The 17553-nt window shown below is 73.7% G+C and carries 14 protein-coding genes; 4 read left to right on the plus strand and 10 right to left on the minus strand.

What is annotated here, in order from left to right; all coding sequences use genetic code 11:
* Both E1258_RS07670 and E1258_RS07675 read left to right on the plus strand, forming a co-directional pair.
* Nucleotides 1-471 (plus strand): hypothetical protein (locus E1258_RS07670; RefSeq protein ID WP_132398144.1); only part of this gene is annotated, 471 nt, incomplete at its 5' end.
* Between the two features lie 89 nt (nucleotides 472-560).
* Nucleotides 561-1517 (plus strand): TAXI family TRAP transporter solute-binding subunit, encoded by a 957-nt coding sequence (locus E1258_RS07675; protein WP_132398146.1) that lies wholly within the window; start codon nucleotides 561-563, stop codon nucleotides 1515-1517.
* A 4-nt stretch (nucleotides 1518-1521) separates the two neighbouring features.
* Here the strand turns inward: E1258_RS07675 and E1258_RS07680 are convergent, their stop codons facing one another.
* Nucleotides 1522-2967 (minus strand): HAMP domain-containing sensor histidine kinase, encoded by a 1446-nt coding sequence (locus E1258_RS07680; protein WP_243715263.1) that lies wholly within the window; start codon nucleotides 2965-2967, stop codon nucleotides 1522-1524.
* A 9-nt stretch (nucleotides 2968-2976) separates the two neighbouring features.
* Nucleotides 2977-3633 (minus strand): response regulator transcription factor, encoded by a 657-nt coding sequence (locus tag E1258_RS07685; protein WP_132398148.1) that lies wholly within the window; start codon nucleotides 3631-3633, stop codon nucleotides 2977-2979.
* Nucleotides 3634-3926: 293 nt separating this feature from the next.
* Here E1258_RS07685 and E1258_RS07690 point away from each other — a divergent pair, with 293 nt between their 5' ends.
* On the plus strand, nucleotides 3927-4469 hold the full coding sequence (locus tag E1258_RS07690) for an acyltransferase (protein WP_132398150.1): 543 nt from the start codon (nucleotides 3927-3929) through the stop codon (nucleotides 4467-4469).
* 59 nt (nucleotides 4470-4528) lie between these two features.
* Here E1258_RS07690 and E1258_RS07695 read toward each other — a convergent pair whose 3' ends face one another.
* The 4 genes from E1258_RS07695 to E1258_RS07710 all read right to left on the minus strand — a co-directional run bounded on the left by E1258_RS07695 (nucleotide 4529) and on the right by E1258_RS07710 (nucleotide 10978).
* Nucleotides 4529-6286 carry a CDP-glycerol glycerophosphotransferase family protein gene (locus E1258_RS07695; protein WP_207919461.1) on the minus strand — a complete coding sequence of 586 codons (1758 nt, stop codon included), beginning with the start codon at nucleotides 6284-6286 and terminating at the stop codon, nucleotides 4529-4531.
* A gap of 241 nt (nucleotides 6287-6527) precedes the next feature.
* Nucleotides 6528-8765 carry a DUF6077 domain-containing protein gene (locus tag E1258_RS07700; protein WP_207919462.1) on the minus strand — a complete coding sequence of 746 codons (2238 nt, stop codon included), beginning with the start codon at nucleotides 8763-8765 and terminating at the stop codon, nucleotides 6528-6530.
* 153 nt (nucleotides 8766-8918) lie between these two features.
* Nucleotides 8919-9881 carry a Gfo/Idh/MocA family protein gene (locus tag E1258_RS07705; protein ID WP_132398152.1) on the minus strand — a complete coding sequence of 321 codons (963 nt, stop codon included), beginning with the start codon at nucleotides 9879-9881 and terminating at the stop codon, nucleotides 8919-8921.
* Nucleotides 9878-10978 carry a DegT/DnrJ/EryC1/StrS aminotransferase family protein gene (locus E1258_RS07710; RefSeq protein WP_132398154.1) on the minus strand — a complete coding sequence of 367 codons (1101 nt, stop codon included), beginning with the start codon at nucleotides 10976-10978 and terminating at the stop codon, nucleotides 9878-9880. The genes E1258_RS07705 and E1258_RS07710 overlap by 4 nt, the downstream gene beginning before the upstream one ends.
* A 203-nt stretch (nucleotides 10979-11181) precedes the next feature.
* On the opposite strand from E1258_RS07710, the gene E1258_RS07715 reads away from it, so the two are divergent.
* Nucleotides 11182-12252, plus strand: a complete 1071-nt coding sequence (locus tag E1258_RS07715) for a lysylphosphatidylglycerol synthase transmembrane domain-containing protein (RefSeq protein WP_132398156.1) — start codon at nucleotides 11182-11184, stop codon at nucleotides 12250-12252.
* Between the two features lie 112 nt (nucleotides 12253-12364).
* Here the strand turns inward: E1258_RS07715 and E1258_RS07720 are convergent, their stop codons facing one another.
* Genes E1258_RS07720 through E1258_RS07735 form a run of 4 tightly spaced genes read right to left on the minus strand, consistent with a single transcriptional unit; the run spans nucleotide 12365 to nucleotide 17289 of the window.
* Nucleotides 12365-13603, minus strand: coding sequence for an acyl-CoA reductase (locus E1258_RS07720; protein ID WP_165949676.1), 1239 nt, complete (start codon nucleotides 13601-13603; stop codon nucleotides 12365-12367).
* The gene (locus tag E1258_RS07725) at nucleotides 13600-14646 is read right to left on the minus strand and encodes an acyl-protein synthetase (protein ID WP_007075615.1); all 1047 of its coding nucleotides are present in this window, start codon (nucleotides 14644-14646) and stop codon (nucleotides 13600-13602) included. Before E1258_RS07725 ends, E1258_RS07720 begins: the two co-directional genes overlap by 4 nt.
* Nucleotides 14643-16064, minus strand: a complete 1422-nt coding sequence (locus E1258_RS07730) for an AMP-binding protein (RefSeq protein WP_165949677.1) — start codon at nucleotides 16062-16064, stop codon at nucleotides 14643-14645. The genes E1258_RS07725 and E1258_RS07730 overlap by 4 nt, the downstream gene beginning before the upstream one ends.
* Nucleotides 16065-16101: 37 nt before the next feature.
* On the minus strand, nucleotides 16102-17289 hold the full coding sequence (locus E1258_RS07735) for a glycosyltransferase family 4 protein (RefSeq protein ID WP_132398162.1): 1188 nt from the start codon (nucleotides 17287-17289) through the stop codon (nucleotides 16102-16104).
* Nucleotides 17290-17553 lie beyond the last annotated feature (264 nt).

Genomic DNA, 17553 nt, shown 5'->3' on the forward strand with positions numbered 1-17553 from the left:
CTCCTCGCCCGGCTGGAGATCCCGGTCCGGCACGAGGTGATCACCGGCGGCCTGCGCCGCCGCTACGAGCTGCACCGCCTCCAGGTGCCCCGCGAGCACCAGGCGACGTACGCGACGCTGGTCGACATCGGCTGGCGGCAGGGCCGCCGGGAGCTGATCGGCGGGCCCGCCTCGGGGGCGTCGGCGCCGCGCCGGGCGTGGCGGCCCCGGCTGGCCGCCGCGGCGTGGCGGGCGGCGCTGCTGGCCGGCGGCCGGCACGTGCGCCGGCACATCCTCGGCATCCGGCTGACCGACCGGGAGTTCGCCGCCGTGCTGGTCCGGGGGGCCGTGCTGCTGGAGGTGCCCGTCCTGCTGCGACCCGGCGCGGGCTGCTTCGTGGTGAGCGTGGCCGACGGCCCGGATCGGGACCGGATCCTGCACAGCGTCACCCTGGACCCGGCGACCGGGCCGGGGGTGGCCGCCGTCGGCTGACGGGCCCACGCGGGCGGCGGCTGGCGGGCTTGCGCGGGCGGCGGCTGACGGGCTTGCGCGGGCGGGGGTGCACGGCGCAGAGTGCCCGGGTGAGCCGTAGCTGGACTGTGCCCCCGCGCGCCGCCGGTGTGGCGGTGCTGCTACTGGTGCTGGTCGCGGCGGCACCCGGGCTCGGCGCATGCCGGAAGTCGCCGGGCGAGCCGGCGCTGATCCGGATCGCCACCGGCAGCCCCACCGCCGTCTACCACGCGTTCGGTCGGTCGTTGGCCGACATCCTCAACCGTGAGCTGCCCAGGGTGCGGGCCAGCGTGGTGGTCACCGCCGCCTCGGCGGAGAACATGCGGCTGGTGGGCACAGGCCAGGCCGAGCTGGGCTTCACCCAGGCCGACGTGCTGCCCACCGGCCTGAAGGAGCACCCGGGCGTCCTGGCGGTGGCCCGGGTCTACGACGACCTGCTGCACCTGGTCACCACGGCCGGCGGCCCGGTCCGTTCGGTGGCCGACCTGCGGGGCCGGCGGGTTTCCGTCGGCGCGCCCGGCTCCGGCACGGAGATCACCGCCACCCGGCTGCTGGAGGTCGCCCACCTCGGCGGCACCGCCGTGCACCGGGAACGCCTCGGCCTGGACGACTCGGTCGCCGCGCTGCGGGCCGGCCGCATCGACGCGTTCTTCTTCTCCGGCGGGCTGCCGGTGCGCGGCGTCGAGGAGTTGGCCTCCGGCAGCGCCGTGCGGATCGTCGACCTGGGCGAGTGGACCGAGCCGCTACGGCGCAGCTACCGCGAGGTGTACGTGTCCCGGGACATCCCCCGCTCCGTGTACGGGGTCGAGCCGGTCACGACAGTGGCGAACCCGAACTACCTGGTCGTCCGGGCCGACCTGCCGGAGCCGCTGGTCCGCGAGGTGACCCGGCTGCTGATGGAGCGCCGGGCGGAGCTGGCGGCGGCCCATCCGGCGGCCGGCCGGATGAGTACCCGGTCGGCGATCGCCACCACCCCGTTGCCGCTGCACCCGGGCGCTGCCGACTGGTACCGGTCGGCCAAGCCCTGACCCGTCAGCCCGCGACCCGGGTCGGGGGCAGCGCTCGGGTGGGGTCCGGGGCCGGGGACGTCGCCCCGGCGGCGTCCGCTGGGCCCGGGGCCGGGAACCACAGCCCGGCCACCAGCCCGTGTGGCTCCCCCGGCCGCATGGTGAGCCGCCCGTCGGAGGCGTCGACGAGGACCGCGACGATGGTCAGCCCGAGCCCGGCGCCGTCGACGTTCTGCACCTCGGGGGCCCGCCAGAAGCGCTCGGTGGCCCGGTCGATCTGGTCGGGGGTCATGCCCGGGCCGGTGTCCCGCACCTTGAGGGCGATCCCGCCGTCGGCGTGCCGGACGCTCACCGTCACCTCGCCGCCGGCGCCGCTGAACTTCACCGCGTTGTCGATCAACGCGTCCAGTGCCTGGTCGATCGCGGTCGGCACGGTCCGGGCGTACGCCGGGCCGTCGGCGGGAGCCAGGCGGAGGGTGACCGACCTGTGCCGGGCCAACGGCTGCCAGGCGGCGACGCGGGACGCGGCCACCGCCGACGCGTTGACGGTGACCCGCTGGTTCTCCTCACGCTCGGCGCGGGCCAGGGTGAGCAGGGCGTCCAGCACCAGGGCCAGCCGGTCGGTCTCCTCCAGCGCGAGCCGGTGCTCGGCCCGTCCCTGCGGATCGGTCAGGCTCGGCCCCAGCTCCTCCACCCGCAGCCGCAGCGCGGTCAGCGGGTTGCGCAGCTGGTGGCTGGCGTGCGCGACGAAGGCCCGCTGCCGGTCCATCACGTCCGACACCACGTCGGCCATGTTGTTGAAGCTCGCCGCCAGACGGCGCAGCTCCGGCGGGCCCAGCCGATGCTGCACCCGGGCACCCCGGTCCCCCTCGGCGATCTCGAGGGTGACGGCGTCCAGCTCGGTGACCGGGCGCAGCACCCACCCGGCCAACCCGAACGCGGTCAGCACACAGGCCAGCACGGCGACGATGCCGATCGCCGCGAGCAGCAGCCACCACGCGGTGACGGTCCGCCGGACCCCGGCGGCCGGGGTGGTGATGACGACCGCCCCGAGCACCTCGCCGCCGTCGTTGATCGGCACCGCCACCACGACGGGCCCGTCGGCCCAGGGCCACACCGAGCCCGGGGCGCTGAACTGCTGCCCGGACAGCGCGTTGTCCAGCGCCGACTCGGTGCCCGGCCCGGACGCCCAGCTACGCGACGCCACCACCGTGCGGCGATCGCGGTCGACCACCGCCGCGCCGATGCCGTACAGCTCGTCGTAGCTGCTCAGCTCGCCGTCGATGGGCCCCGGGACGCCACCGCGCAGCGCCGGCCCGGCGAGCGAGGCGAACCGGGTGGCGTCGGCGAGCCGGTCGGCGCGCACCAGATCGGTCTCCCGGGTGGCCAGGGTCGCCGCGAGCGGGGTCTCCAGGGCGATGAGCACCAGCACCATCAGCAGCAGGTAGCTGATGACCAGCCGACGACGCACCGGGCTCCCTCACTCCCCGCGCAGCCGGTAGCCGACCCCGCGGACGGTCTCCACCAGCCGGGGGTCGCCCAGCTTGCCGCGCAGCGACCCGACGTGCACCTCCACGGTGTGCCGGTCGGCCCAGGTGGTGCCCCAGACGTCCAACAGGATCCGGTCGCGGGACACCGCCACCCCGACCTGCCGGGCCAGCGACAGCAGGATGTCGAACTCCTTGCGGGTGAGGGTGACCTCCCGGGCGTCGACCGTGACGGTCCGCGCGGCGACGTCGATGCGGACCGGGCCCGCCTCGATCACGTCCCGCTCCGGCGCGGCGTGGGCCGCGCGGCGCAGCACCGCCTCGATCCGCGCCTGGAGCTCGACCATCGAGAAGGGCTTCACCACGTAGTCGTCGGCACCCAGCCGCAGGCCCAGGACGCGGTCGCGTTCCTCGCCACGGGCGGTGACGGCGATGATGCCGAGCTGGGCGCTGCGCCGGCGCAGGGCGCGGCAGAGGTCGGTGCCGTCGCCGTCGGGCAGGGTCAGGTCGAGCAGCACCAGGTCGCAGGGCGCGGCGCGCAGCGCCGCCGCGACGGTGGCGGCGTGCTCCACCTCGTAGCCGCGGCGGGTCAGGGCCGACGACAGGGCCGCGGCCACCCGGCGGTCGTCCTCGACCAGCAGGATACGCAACCCGCCTCCCCGCTTCCTCGTTCTCGACCGTGGAATGGTCGCAGAAGTGCCGGCCGGGCGGGAGGGCCGCCCGGTCACTACTCCCCGCCTGCCCGTTGCGGGGCACGCCCGGCGGCGCGCCGGTCCCGGTCTGCGGGACGACCGCGTGCTCACTTGCGGTGCCCCGGCTGGGCCGCCCGGGCTCACCGCCGGGCGCGGCAGTCCGATCCCGCGCGGGCGGTGGCGAGCACCCGCCGTCGTCCGCCCGCGTCCACCCGCCGGCGCACGGCGCCCCGAGCGATGCGAGTTGAAGGATGACTGACACCACCGAACAGCCCAGCGCGGTCTTCGTCCACCCGAGCGCCGATGTGGAGGAGGGTGCCCGCGTTGGCGACGGCACCAAGGTCTGGCATTTGGCCCAGATCCGGTCCAGCGCCCGGGTCGGCGCCGGCTGCGTGATCGGTCGCAACGTGTACGTCGACGCCGGTGTCACCGTGGGCGACCTCGTGAAGATCCAGAACAACGTCTCGGTGTACCAGGGCGTGACCATCGAGGACGAGGTCTTCGTCGGCCCGTGCGCCGTCTTCACCAACGACTTCCGCCCCCGGGCGCAGAACCCGGACTGGACCATCACCCCGACCCTGGTCCGCCGGGGCGCGTCGATCGGGGCGAACGCCACCCTCGTCTGCGGGATCGAGGTCGGCGAGTACGCGATGGTCGCCGCAGGTTCGGTGGTCACCCGGGACGTCGCGCCGTACCAACTGGTCGCCGGCAACCCGGCCCGGCCGAAGGGGTGGGTGGACGAGAAGGGGCAGGTCGTCTCCCGCGACCTGGCCAACCCACCCCGCCGTGGCTGACTTCGGTACGGGAAAGGGGGACGGCTCCTGCCGCCCCCCTTTGTCCCGACGTCGCCGGATCAGCCGCAGAGGCGGCCGATCTCCTGCCGGAACCGCTCCATCGGGTTCGGCTCGTCCGGGCCGAGGAGGTAGACCTTCAGCTCCCGGCGCGCCTCGGTCATCGGGTCGTCGCCCGCCCGGGTGACGGCGACGATCTTCTCCAGCTCCCCGCAGTCCTTCGACAGCAGGTACGCCCCCCGCGAGGTGGGGAAGTTCCGGCGGAAGTCGTCCTCGGGCAGCCCGCTCGGGTTCGCCACCACGTACGGCCGCTGGCTCTGCACGAAGTCGGAGACCACGCTGGAGATGTCGCTGATCAGCAGGTCGGTCTGGTTAAAGCAGTCGAACAGGGCCGGGACCCGCCCGGTGACGACCCGGTGGCGGGAGCCGTCGAGGGAGGTGGCGTCGACGTCGCCACCGGCTGCGTCGATCAGCCCCACCACCCGCTCGTGGACCGCCTTCGCCTCCTTCGAACGGGTGCCGGTCAACGGGTGCGGCTTGTAGATCAGCCGCAGCGACGGGCGGGTGGCGAGCAGGCCCCGGACAATCCGCTCTCCCATCAGCACCAGCGACGTGTGGTACGGGTCGTCGTCGAGCCACCCCTCCCACGTCGGCGCGTAGAGCACGGTGAAGGGCCGGTCCGGCGACCCCGAGCCGAACGTGTGCACGCCGGCGAGCTGCGGCCGTCCGATCTCGACGATGTCGGCGTCCAGCACGCCGACGCCGGCCCGGGCGTACCGCTCCCGGCCGGCGAGGCCGGCCACCCACACCTCGTCGTACACCTTGCTGTACGGGTTGACGCTTGCCTGTTTGTCGCTGTCGCCGTGCCCGACGAAGACGTGCTTCATGCCCGGCTCGCGGAGCATGTGGATGTTCGCGCCGACGTTCGCCGCGTACAGGGCGGCACGCACGCTGCCGAACTCCAGGTTCATGAAGTCCACACCGGCCGGCACGCAGATCACCGGCAGCCGGGTGTCGGCCAGTTCGTTGAACGCCTCCCGGCTGCGCGTCAGCACCACGGCCCGCCGCTGGAGGGCCTCGGTCGGGGCCAGCCACATGTTGGCCTGGTAGACGTCCTTCGCCGGCCCGGCGAAGTAGAGGGCGACCTCGGGCCGGTAGGAGTCCAGCCAGCGCTGCACCGCCGGCAGGACCGGGCTCTTGCCGGTGCCCCGGCCCCGCAGCCAGGCCAGCGCGACGATGCCGCCGGCCGCGGCCGCGGCGAGCACGGCGGCGGCACCGCCGGCCAGCATCGGCGCGGCGTCGTCCCACAGCACCGTGAGCACCGCCGCCGGGACCAGCACCACGTTGGCCATGGCGAGCCGCTCACCGGCGACCCCGGCCGCCCACTCGGGCGGGCGCGGTGCCGAGCGCATGGGGCCGAGGTCGATGTTGCGCACCAGCGCGGTGACCGGGTTGCGCCGGTCGATCATCCGGTTCAGCGCCCCGGCGAAGACCGCGATCACCCAGGTCACGGCCGGCAGCAGCAGGATCGCGCTCAGCTCGGCCGGGCTGGGCCGGATCGCCGCGACCACCAGCAGGACGGCCGAGAGGTCGCGGGTGAGCTGGCGGTAGCCATGGCCGAGGCCGACCTTCTCCAGCAGCGTCATGGTCGGCGCCGACCAGCGGCCGAGGGCGAACTCACCGACGATCGCGGCGACCCCGCTCACCGCGAACACCCAGACCGCGCCGAGAGCTCCCGCAGCGAGCGCGATCAGGTAGAAGAGCAGCAGCACGGCTCCGCGAGCGGCCACGCCCGCCGGTCCCATCAACTTGCCGAACAACGGTTACTCTCCCCCAACGACATCGGCGACGGGGCCGGGCCCTGTCCGGGACCGGCCTCCACGTTCAGTGCGGCTAGCGGCGGGAACCCCCCGTACGTCGTCCTGGTCCCACTCGCCCCCAGACCTTAACGCGAGGCGAACGGCGAGCCATATTCGGGTATTACGGGCTTCGTCCCGTTGCTACCCGATCAGCCCCCGACCGCACCCGGCGGGCGCGGTCGACGGTCCGCCTCGCGCCTGCTCAGGGCTGCCGGAAGCAGCGGACGGCACCGGGGGCGAACCTGCGGGCGTACATCTCGTAGCCGAGTCGCTTGAGGGTGTCCCTGGCCTGGAGGTTGACCCAGTAGACGCAGATGGTCGTCACGTTCAGCCGCTCGATGGACGCCTTCACCTCCGCGTCCGAGGCGATCGCCGTGCCGTCGGCGAACGCGGCCAGTCGCTGCCGGTCGCGGACGAAGTCGGAGTTCTGGTCGTACTCGACGAGGTAGCCGTCGCGGGGCATGACGACCCGCAGCCGGCTGCTCACGACGGGCGCGACCCGCATCAGCGTCGACGGGGCGAGCAACAGGCCGGGTTCCCGGGGCAGCCCGTCGATCCACCGGACGATCTCCAGCCGCTGCTGCGGCAGCTTCCACAGCGGGCGCGACGCCACCTCGACGAAGCTGTCCTTGTGCCACATCGGCACGCCAAACGTCGCGAAGCAGAAGATCAGCGCGCTGGCGACGACGAGACCGACCAGCCGGGACGACCACTTCAGCCGGGGCAGCCCGACGGTGCAGAGGATGCCGATCAGGCCGGGCAGGGCGAGGATCCAGGGCACCCGCCACAGCACCGCCGAGACGCCGCTGGCCTCGGCGAGCGCCTCCAGCACGCCCGGCACGAACAGCACGCTCATGGTCAGGGCGGCCCCGGCGGCGAGCAGCCGGGGGGTCCGTCCCCGGACGAGCAGGGGCGACAACCACAGGGCGAGCCCGCCGATGACGCCGAGCACGCCGACCAGCAGGGTGCGGCGGTAGGTGCCCTCGGCGTCGAAGAACTGGGTCTCGCCCCCGGCAGTGGCGACCGGCCCGAGCGCCAGCCGGGACACCAGCACCGCGCCGACCGGGTAGGCCAGCGCGGCGACCCCCGCGCCCAGCGCGGCGACCCAGCGGCCCACCAGCAGCATCGCCAGGCCGGCCGCGCCGACCAGCAGCGGCAGGATGATCGCGGATGTCGTGGACAGCCCGGTCGCCACCACGGAGAGCGCGGCGACCAGGAACAGTTTCCACGTCGACCGGGACTCGAACCAGTCGGTCAGGTAGACCCACATGAGCGGGATCACCGCCGAGACGAACATGCCCTTGCCCTCGTAGAGCCGGGGCAGGTGGAAGGTGCCGAGCGCGGCGTCCGAGCCGACCACCAGGTAGAGGTACGCGATGGCCACGATGAACGCCAGCACCGGACGGCGGGGCGCCCAGCGGTGCACCAGCCGCCACAGGGCCAGCACCGCGAGCACGGCCAGCGCCGGCAGCAGCACGAACCAGGTGGCGTCCGCCGCGTGCATACCCAGGAACCGGGCGAGCGCGCCGGCGAAAACCTCGATCGAGGCGGTCGGCGGCTGCGTGCTCAGCGGGGCAGCCACGTTCTCGGTGAACAGGAAGTCCCGCAACGGGACGATGTCCCGCTCGGCCACCCACACCGACTTGCCGACGTAGAACACGTCGTCCTTGCTGTTGCGGGCCATGTAGAGCGAGGAGACCGCGACCCCGGCCGACACGAGCAGCACGAACAGCGCCTGCCAGCCCGTGGCGACCGGCTCCTGCGGATCGCTCCGGGCCAGCCACGCCCGTCGGGCCAGCAGCGCCGCGCCGACGGAGGCGGCGAGCCCGAGGCCGGTCGGCACCCACCACGACACGAGCCCGGCCACCCCGGCGGTGACGGCGGCGCCGATGCCGAGCGCGCCCGTGACCAGGCCGACGGCGAGCCACCACCAGCGCCGCGTCCCCGAGGGCTCGGCGTCGGCCACGGCGGGCGGCGGGGCCGGCGCACGCCGCCGCCGTACGGCGCGGACCACCCCGAGAACGAGGGCGAGGACGGCGAGCGCGGCGCAGCAGTAGAGCCAAATCCCGAAGATCACCGAGGGCCGCAGCTCGACCAGGAACGCCGCGTGGTAGATCACCGTGAACAGCGCGAAGGCCAGCACGGCGGCGTCGGTGATCCGGCGCGGGAGGGCCCCGACGACGGCACCGAACCGCCGGGTGAAGGGGACCCGGGCGGGCCCGGCCGGGGCGTCGGACCGGCCCGGCGACGCATCCCGGTCCTCGGTCGCACCGGGCTGGTCCTGCGGCCCCCCGGGCCTGTCCGCGGCCTGCTCGGGCCGCTCCTCGCCCGCGCCGGGCTGGTCCTGCGGCGTCTCGGGCTGGTCGTCCGGCGCGCGGGGCAGGTCCTCCGGCGCGCGCTGGTCCTCCATTGCCAGGGCGTCGTCTGCGACGTTCGGCACAGGGGATTCCTTGATCTATGTCGAGTGGGAAGGCGGGCTGCCGGAGCTCACCCTCGGCGGGCGGCGGCCGGCCGGGCGCACGGTGGGCAGCCTACCCGAACGCGCCCGCCGGCCGGTCTGGCGACACGGTGCCGCCGGTCCCGCCCGGGGGCTTCAGGCATGGTCGGCGAAGAGCTGGCCGACGGCCCGGTGCGCCGGAAGGATCCGCCGCCGTTCCGCTTCGGCGTCGGCGGTGCCGGCGAGGATGTCCAGGAAGTGATCGAGCTGGGCGGCCAGCGGCTCCCGGTTGGAGAGCAACTCCGGCACCTCCATGATGCTCTGCTGCCGGTAGCCACGCCCGTCCGGCGTCGCCGCGTCCAGCGACACGTGCCGGTAGATGGTGACGTCCCGGCGGATCAGGTCCGCCTCGATGAGCCTGTCCACCTCGCTGATGATTAGCGTCCGCACCTTACGCTGGCCGATCCGGCTCGCCGAGACGTTGGCCAGCGCCGCGTCGCCGAAGGTCAGCAGGGCCTCGGCGACGTCCTCCGCGCCGGGGAGCGAACCCGGGTGGAAATGACCCAGCACACCGCGTACGTCGGTCGGCTCCTGGCCGCCGAACGCCTGGATGGCCAGGTCGACGTCGTGGATCAGCAGGTCCCAGGCCACGCCGGTGCGGATGCGCGGCGCGTACGGGGAGTGCCGGGTGACGGTGAGGTGCACCGGGTTGTCGACCAGGGCTAGCGCGGTGAGCACCGCCGGGTTGAACCGCTCCAGCAGCCCGCACAGCAGGGGGACCCCGCGCTTCTCGGCGGTGGCCACGACGTCCTCGGTCTCGCCGAGGCTGCCGCAGACCGGCTTCTCGATCAGCAGCGGCTTGTCCGCGGCGAGCACGTGGCCGGCGAGGTCGTAGTGGAACTCGGTGGGGGCGGCGAGCACCACCGCGTCGACGCCGGACAGGTCCGAAGCGTCGGGCACCCACTGCGCGCCGTACCGGTCGGCGACCTCCCGGCCGGCGGCCTCGCGGGGCTCGACGACCCGCACCAGCCGGGCCCGGTCGGACTGGGCGATGACCCGGGCGTGCAGGGAACCCATCACGCCCGTGCCGACGAGGGCGAAACGCACCGGCGCGGTCACGCGCCCACCGCCTTGCGCACGGCCTCGACCACCCGGTCCACGTCGCCGTCGGCAAGGTGGTGGTGCACCGGCAGGGAGAGGCACTGCCGGGCCACCCGGTCGGTGACCGGGGCGGGATCGGTGACCACCCGGGGGTGCTCCCGGTAGCAGTCGTAGTCGTAGACCGCCTTCGGGTAGTAGACGCCGCAGCCCACGCCCTGCTCGCCCAGGCGGGCGACCACCTCGTCCCGGCTGGCCGGGGCGACGTCGGTGACCAGGACGGTGTACTGGTGCCAGACGTGCGAGCGGCCCGGCAGCTCGGCCGGCAGACGCAGCCCCGGGACGTCCGCCAGGCCGGCGGAGAGCCGGGCCGCGTTGTCCCTGCGGCGCTTGACGTTGCCGGCGTAGCCGGCGAGCTGCGGGATGCCGAGGGCGGCCTGTAGATCGGTGAGCCGGTAGTTGTGGCCGGCGACCTCGTACTGGTAGCGCTGGCGCATGCCCTGGTTGCGCAGCACCCGGAGCCGGTCGGCGAGGATGGCGTCGTTGGTGGTGATCATCCCACCCTCACCGGTGGTGAGGTTCTTCGTGGCGTACAGGGAGAAGGTGCCCAGGCCGAAGCTGCCGGCCCCCCGCCCGTCGACCGTCGCGCCGAGCGACTGCGCGGTGTCCTCGACCAGGCCCAGGCCGTGCCGCTCGACCAAAGGCACGATCGCGCCCATGTCCGCTGGCTGCCCGTACAGGTGCACCGGCACGACGACCCTCGTGCGCGGGCCGATCGCGGTGGCGAGGGCCGCCGGGTCCAGGCAGAAGTCGTCTTCGCGGATGTCGGCGAACCGGGCGGTGGCGCCGGCCTCGAGGATCGCGTTGAGGGTGGCGACGAACGTGAACGGGCTCGTGACGACCTCGTCGCCGGGCCGCAGGTCGAGCACCTCCAGGGCGGCGACCAGCGCGGTCGTGCCGTTGTTGACCGCAACCGCGTGCTCCACCCCGACCAGGTCGGCGAACTCGCGTTCCAGCCGGGCCACCATCGGACCCTGCGCCAGCACGCCGGAGCGGATCACCTCCACCGCCAGCTGTTCGGCCTCCTCGTCGAGTTTCACGACGGAAATGGGGATCACAGCGTCTCTCCTCGGGGTCGGTGGCAGCGAGCACGGTAACAGCGGCGGACGTCGACACGGCGGGCGGTGGCCGGCGTCGCGGTGGAGTTCCGCGCGGGCGCGCCGGGCGGGTGCGGGCGCGCGGCCTGGGCTAGTGTAGTGCCCTGCTCGGCCCGTCCTCACTTTGCGCGACGGGCGGAACGAGACGTGGAGGCACGTGACGCATGGTTCAGACCGCCACGCGGAAGGATGTCGGCACCGCCGGGGAACCGGCGGCGACCTACGCTGCCGCGCCACCGGCAGGCCCGCTGAAGCGGTGGCTGTCGCTGGGCATGCGCGTCGCCGTGGTCGTCGCCATCGCCGCCGGGATGACCTGGAGCGTCGTCGACCAGTGGCCGCAGGTCCGGTCGACGTGGCTGGGCCTGGCCTGGCAGTCGGTGGTGCTGTCCGTCCTCGCGGCGCTGGCCGGGATGGTGGCCAACACGATGGCCTGGCGGGCCGCCGTGCGCGACCTGGAACACCGGGTGTCGGTGTCCGCCGCCCTGCGCATCTGTCTGGTGGGCCAGCTCGGCAAGTACATCCCGGGCAGCGTGTGGGCGTACGTGCTCCAGGTCGAACTGAGCAGGCGGGCCGGCCTGCCCCGCGCCCGCGCCTTCCTGGCCACCCTGGTCAGCGTGGGTCTCGGCGTGACGGCCGCGCTCGGCCTCGGCCTGCTGAGCCTGCCGGCGCTGCGCGACGCGGCCGGTGGGGGCGACTCCACGTACGCCGGCTCGGTGCGGGTCGCGCTGTGGATCGTGGCGGCGCTGTTCCCGGTCGCGCTGGTCTGCGCCGTGCCGCGGGTGCTCACCGCGCTGGTGCAGTTCGCCCTGCGGGTGCTGCGCCGCCCGCCGCTGGAGCACCGGCTCACCTGGCCGGGCGTGTCGAGGGTCGTGGGCTGGAGCGCGCTGGGCTACGCCCTGTTCGGCGTGCACCTGTGGCTGCTGGCCAACGCCCAGGCCACCCCCGGCATGGAGGGGCTGCTGCGCAGCGTCGGCTCGTTCGCCATCGCGATGACCGTGGGCATGTTCGCCTTCCTCTCCCCCTCCGGGCTGGGCGTACGGGAGGCCGTGCTGGTCGCCGCGCTGGCCCCGTTCCTGGTGGGCAGCGGCGGCGTCGGCGCGGCGATGGGAATCGCGCTGGCGTCCCGGCTCATCTTCACCATCGCCGACGTGCTCGCCGCCGGCCTGGCCGCCCTGTCCGGGGTACGCCAGCTGCGCCGGGACGCCCCGGCGCAGGCGGCCACCGCCGGCGAATAGCGGCCCCGGTGAAAGCGTGCCCCTCGGGGATCCCGGGGAAGGCAAGCCTCCTCGGCGCATCCCGGGGAAAAACACGCCCCCCGTCAACGCATGGCGTCTCCGGGACCGTCGCTCAGCGGGTGACGACGCTGGTGATCCGGGTGAACTCGCGCATCAGGTCGTACCCGTCCCAGGTGGCGGCGAAGCTCAGCGCGTCGCCGACCGGGACGATCCGGTCCACCCCGCGTCCCGCGAGCGTACGGGCGAAGGCGACCAGCTCGTCGGCGGCGAAGCCGAAGTGGGTGACGGTCTGGTCCCGGCGCACCACCACCGGCGCGAGGTCGGCGAGGGTTTCGACGCGGGCCTGCGGAAACGTCCCGACGCCGAGCCAGCGGCGCGGAATGTCGCCCGGCTCGGCCAGCTCCACCGTCGCCAGGTCGTTGCCGTCGAAGTGGATGGCCGTGGCCGTTCCCTCGATGGCCAGGCCGTAGGTGGCCACCCGCTTCTCCACCGCCATCGCGGCGTCCACCTCGGGCCGCTTGCCGTCGAGCACCGTACGCAGCCGCGCCAGCAGGTCCGCGCGGGCGGTCTCGGTGCTGGCCCGGTCACCGACCCAGTACACGGTGCGGGGCGAGGCGCAGGCCGCCTGGTCGAACCAGTACGAGTCGTTGTAGAGGCCGAGGGCGGCGGCGTCCCGGTCCCGCTCGGCGGCGGCGAGCCAGCCGGCCGCGCCGATCACCGTGAACGACGACCGGTCCGGGAAGGTCAGGTCCCGGGCGTGCGGGGCGAGCGGGTGCCGGCGGATCTCGCCGACCGACCGGTCGCCGCCCCAGATCACCCGCAAATCCGCAGCGGCCGACAGCGCTGCGGTCACCGCGTCGTCGCGCCCGTACGTGACCATTCGCTGGGTCTGCCGGACCACCTCGTCGGCGTCGGCGAGGGTGTCGTCGAGCGCGTCGAGCACCGCGTCGGCCGCACCGGCCGACCGGGACGATATCCGCACCACGTTGGCGTTGCCGGCGAGCGCGGACAGCGCCCACGAGTAGACGAAGATGGTGTCCACGTTGGCCGGCGGCACGTGGAAGACCAGCCCCCTGGGGAAGCGGAGCTGGCCGGGCTCGTCCGCGACCCGGGCGAGGGTCTTGGCGATCTCGCCCCGGCGCAGGAAGAAGCCGAGGGAGGCCAGCTCCGGGTGCCGGCGGGCGACGGCCGGGCGCAGCAGCCGCCGGGCGAACGCCACCAGGAACTCGACGATCCGCTCGTCGCCGACGGTCAGCGGGCCCCCGGCCGGGACCGCGCGCAACGCGGCGGCCAGGTCGTCGACGGCGATCGCGCCGCCGGCCGGGAACCGCTCGATCACCTTGCCGCTCATGCCGCCTCCGCGAACGTGTCGCTGCACCCGCGCGCCTCGGCCCGGGGCAGCCGGCCCAGAATGGAGAACCGCTTGCCGGGCCAGGCCCCGTCGTCGACGCCGTGCACGACGCCGCGGTCCTCGGTGAGCAGCAGGTGCCCCGGGTACGACCGGGGCATCGTGCTGACCACCTGCACCACGCCGGGGGTGCCCACGGGCACCTCCGCCCAGGTGTGCGGGTCGCGGACGATGACGTCGGCGAACTCGGGGCAGTAGAGCCCGCCGCCGTCCGGGCCCTCCAGGAACGTCGTGCCGATCTGCTCGACCATGCCGTAGAAGTTGTGGATGCGGGTCAGGCCGGTGTCGGCGGTGAAGCGGCGGCGGAACTCGGCGTTGTCGACCGCGCGGTCGACGAGCTTCTTCCAGCCGCCGCTGTGGATCAGGATGCCGTTGCTCAGGTCGAACCTGTGGTCGCGGGCCAGCTCGTAGAGGTAGAGCCAGGTCATGAAGGTGAAGCCGAAGATGAGGAACGGCTGGTCGCCGTGGCGGTCCAGGAAAGCGCGCACGGCGGCGGGGTCGGGCCGCTCCTGCTCGTCGAGGACGAAGGTGTGGTCCCGGCCGAAGTTCATCAGGCCGAGCACCCCGGCGCCCCGGGCGGAGAACGACGTCCTGTCCTTGAACAGGGCCTTCGTGTCGACCAGCAGCATCGGCAGCCGCTTCGTGCCGATCACCGCGCTCAGCGTGGCGGAGAGCATCTTCTGTTGCACCCCCGCGGCCTCCCGGTCCAGGAAGATCCGGCTCACGTCGCCGGTGGTGCCGGAGGAGGTGAGGACCTTGAAGACCTCGTCGTCGCCGATGCTCTTGAGAACGTGGTGCTTGAACAGCCGCACCGGCAGCCAGGGCAGGTCGGCGACGCGGTCGTACCGGCGGCCGGGCAGGTGGCCGAGGGAGGCGAGCAGGCGGGCGTACTCGGGGCTACGGGCCCGGTGGTGCTCGGTCAGCTCGACCAGCTCCGGCAGCAGCCGGGCCTCGCGGGCCGCCTGGTCGAGGGCGAACAGGGTCATACCAGCGCCTCCAGGGAGCGGTAATCGATCTTGCCGTTGGGTAGCTGCGGCAACCGCTCGACAGTACGCACGTCGAAGCCGGACCGGTGCAGCCGCAGCCGCCCCGCCAGCCGCCCGGCGAGGGCCCGCGCGCCGTCGTCGGTGATGCCCTCGACGAAGACGACGACCCGGTCCGGGCCGGAGACGGCGACGACCGGCCCCTGGTCGCGGGCCATCTCCTCGATGTCGTGCAGGTTGACCCGGATGCCGAAGATCTTGCCGAACCGCTTGAGCCGGCCGCGCAGCCAGACGAACCCGTCGGCGTCGAGGTGGCCGAGGTCACCGGTACGCAGCACCCCGCCCTGCTCGTCGCCGCGGGCCAGGTCGGCGGAGCTCTCGGCGTACCCCATCATCACGTTGGGGCCGCGGTAGACCAGCTCGCCGACCACGCCGGGACGGTCGGTTTCCGCGCCGTCGGGGCCGAGCACCGTGAACGAGCCGCCGGGAAGAGCCGGGCCGACCGAGCCGACCCGGTCGGGCAGCGCGTCCGCCGGCAGGGTGCTCATCCGGGGCGCCGCCTCGGTGCAGCCCCACATGACGTGGAACCGGCCGCCCACGGCGGCGATCTTCTCGTGGAAGGCGAGGATCGTCTCGTCGCGCAGCTTGCCGCCGGCCTGGGTGAGGGTGCGCAGCGACGGGTACCTCGCGGGGCTCCACCGGATCCGGTGCAGCATCTCGTAGTTGGACGGCACCCCGGCCAGCGACGTCGCGCCGTGCGCCGACACGGCCTGCCAGAACTCGCGGGCCAGCACGCCCCCGTCGACGACGAGGACGGTCGCCCCGGCGGCGAGGTGACTGTTGAGCACGGACATGCCGAAGCTGTAGTACAGCGGCAGACTGGTCGGGGCGATCTCGTCCGGGTCGATGGCCAGCGTCCGCGCGATCGCCGCCGCGTTGGACTCCACGGCGGTGCGGGCCAGCCGGACGAACTTCGGGTCCCCCGTCGAGCCGGAGGTGGCCAGCAGCACCGCGAGGTCCGGGTGCGGCTGGTCGGCCGGGGCGCGCTCGCGGACCCACACCGGGCCGAGGACCTCGTCGTCGACCGTGCGGTACTGCTTGGGCCGCTCACCGGGGTCGGCGCCCGCGCCGCCCTCGGCCAGGCCCACCACCACGGCGGGCTCGAAGCGCCGGACGAAGTCGGCCAGCACCGCCGGGTCCAGCGCCGGGTCCAGCAGCGCCACCGGGCGCTGCGCGCGCAGCGCGCCGGCGTACCTCAGCACCGCCGGCACCGAGGTGCCGCTGCGGGCGAAGACCACCCCGGGCGGGAACCCGGCGTACGCGGCGGCGTGCCGCCCCACCTCGGCGGCGAGGCCAGCGCCGCCGAGGACGGCGCCGGTGGCGGCGTCGATCAGCCGGGCGGTCGGGGCGACCAGGTTCATGCGGGGCTTCCCTCCATCCGGAGTGGGGCGAGCCGGGTCAGTGGGCACCAGTCATGCGGGCGAACGCGGCAAGGTGTCGCCGGGCCACCACGTCGAGGGTGAAGTTGGCGTGCACGAGCTCCCGCTGCGCCTTGGCGATCCACTCCCGCTCCTGCGGATCGTCGAGCAGCCGGATTACCGCCTCGGCCAGGTCCTGCCCGTCGTTCGGCCGGGCAAGCACGAAGTTCTCCCAGTTGCGCAGCTCCACCGCAGGAAAATTGGTCTCGGTGATGGTGCCGATGGTCGCCCGACCGGCCGCCATCGCCTCCAGGCTGGCCGTGCCGAAACCGCTGCCCTGCAGGTCGTGGGTGACGATGTCGGCGGCGGCGAAGAAGGACGGCACGTCCGCCGGGGGCACCACGCCCGTGGTGATGATCGCGCCGGTCACTCCCAGCTCGGCGGCCCGCTTCGCGAAGGCGTCGTAGTAGACCCGGCCCACGATCATCACCTTGGTCTGCGGGTGCTTGTCGAGGATCGTCGGCAGCGCCTCGATCAGGGGCAGCCGATGGCGCAGCGGGATGACGTGCCCGAGCGAGACGATCAGTGGCTGATCGCCGATACCGTACTCGGCCCGGACGTCGCGCGTCGGGGGCGCCTCGAACCGGCTCGGCTCAACCGCGACGGGAATGTACTCGAACTCGTCGGGGGTGGCGAGGTATCGCTGCTCGCAGTACGCGCCGCACAACTCGTCCATGATGACGTAGCGCGGGCGGTAGCTGCGCAGGATCGGCTTCACCAGGAACCGGTCCAAGCCCTTGAACAACGTCATGTACTTGGGGTCGGGGCTTTCCAACCGGGTGTGCACTGACAGCAGCACGGGGATTTTGTGCCGCCGCGCGTACCAGCCGGAGAGCCAGGTCAGGTCGAAGAACTGGCCATGCTGGTGGATCACGTCCGGCTGGAAACCGTCCAGCAGCCTGCCCACCCGGCGCAGGTTCGCCGGGCGCGCCACGGTGAAGGCCATGTCGAAGTCGATCGACAGGCCGAGCTGCGGCATCGGCATGGCCGGCAGCCGGACCACCCGGTACCCGTCGCGCTCCTCCTCGGGGGGCGCGTCCTGGTACGCCGCCGTCAGCACCAGCACCTCGTGACCGGCCGCCGCGTACCGCGCGGCAAGCGACGCGGACAGGTGGGAACTACCACCCGGCCGGGGCGGGAAGAAGTTGTTGACAACAGCGATCCGCACGGTGGTGGCTCCTGTCAGCTCCGGTGGGGGACGGCGTGACCGGAGAAAGACCTGGACACGTGTAGGTATCGGTCGGGACGGTTCCGGCGCACCGCGCCACGCTACCGCAACACCGGCCGGGTCACCGTGGACCGCCCCGGCCCCCGGCATGGCCGAACGTCCTCCGAAGGCACGATGAACGGCTTCGCCGACACTGTCGATGACGTGCGAAAGAACGATGGACGAACGCCTGGGGCGGCGATCCCGGTGGCCGGTATCGGGGAT

It is taken from the genome of Micromonospora sp. KC207, from assembly GCF_004348615.1.
In the GTDB taxonomy this organism is placed as follows: domain Bacteria; phylum Actinomycetota; class Actinomycetes; order Mycobacteriales; family Micromonosporaceae; genus Micromonospora.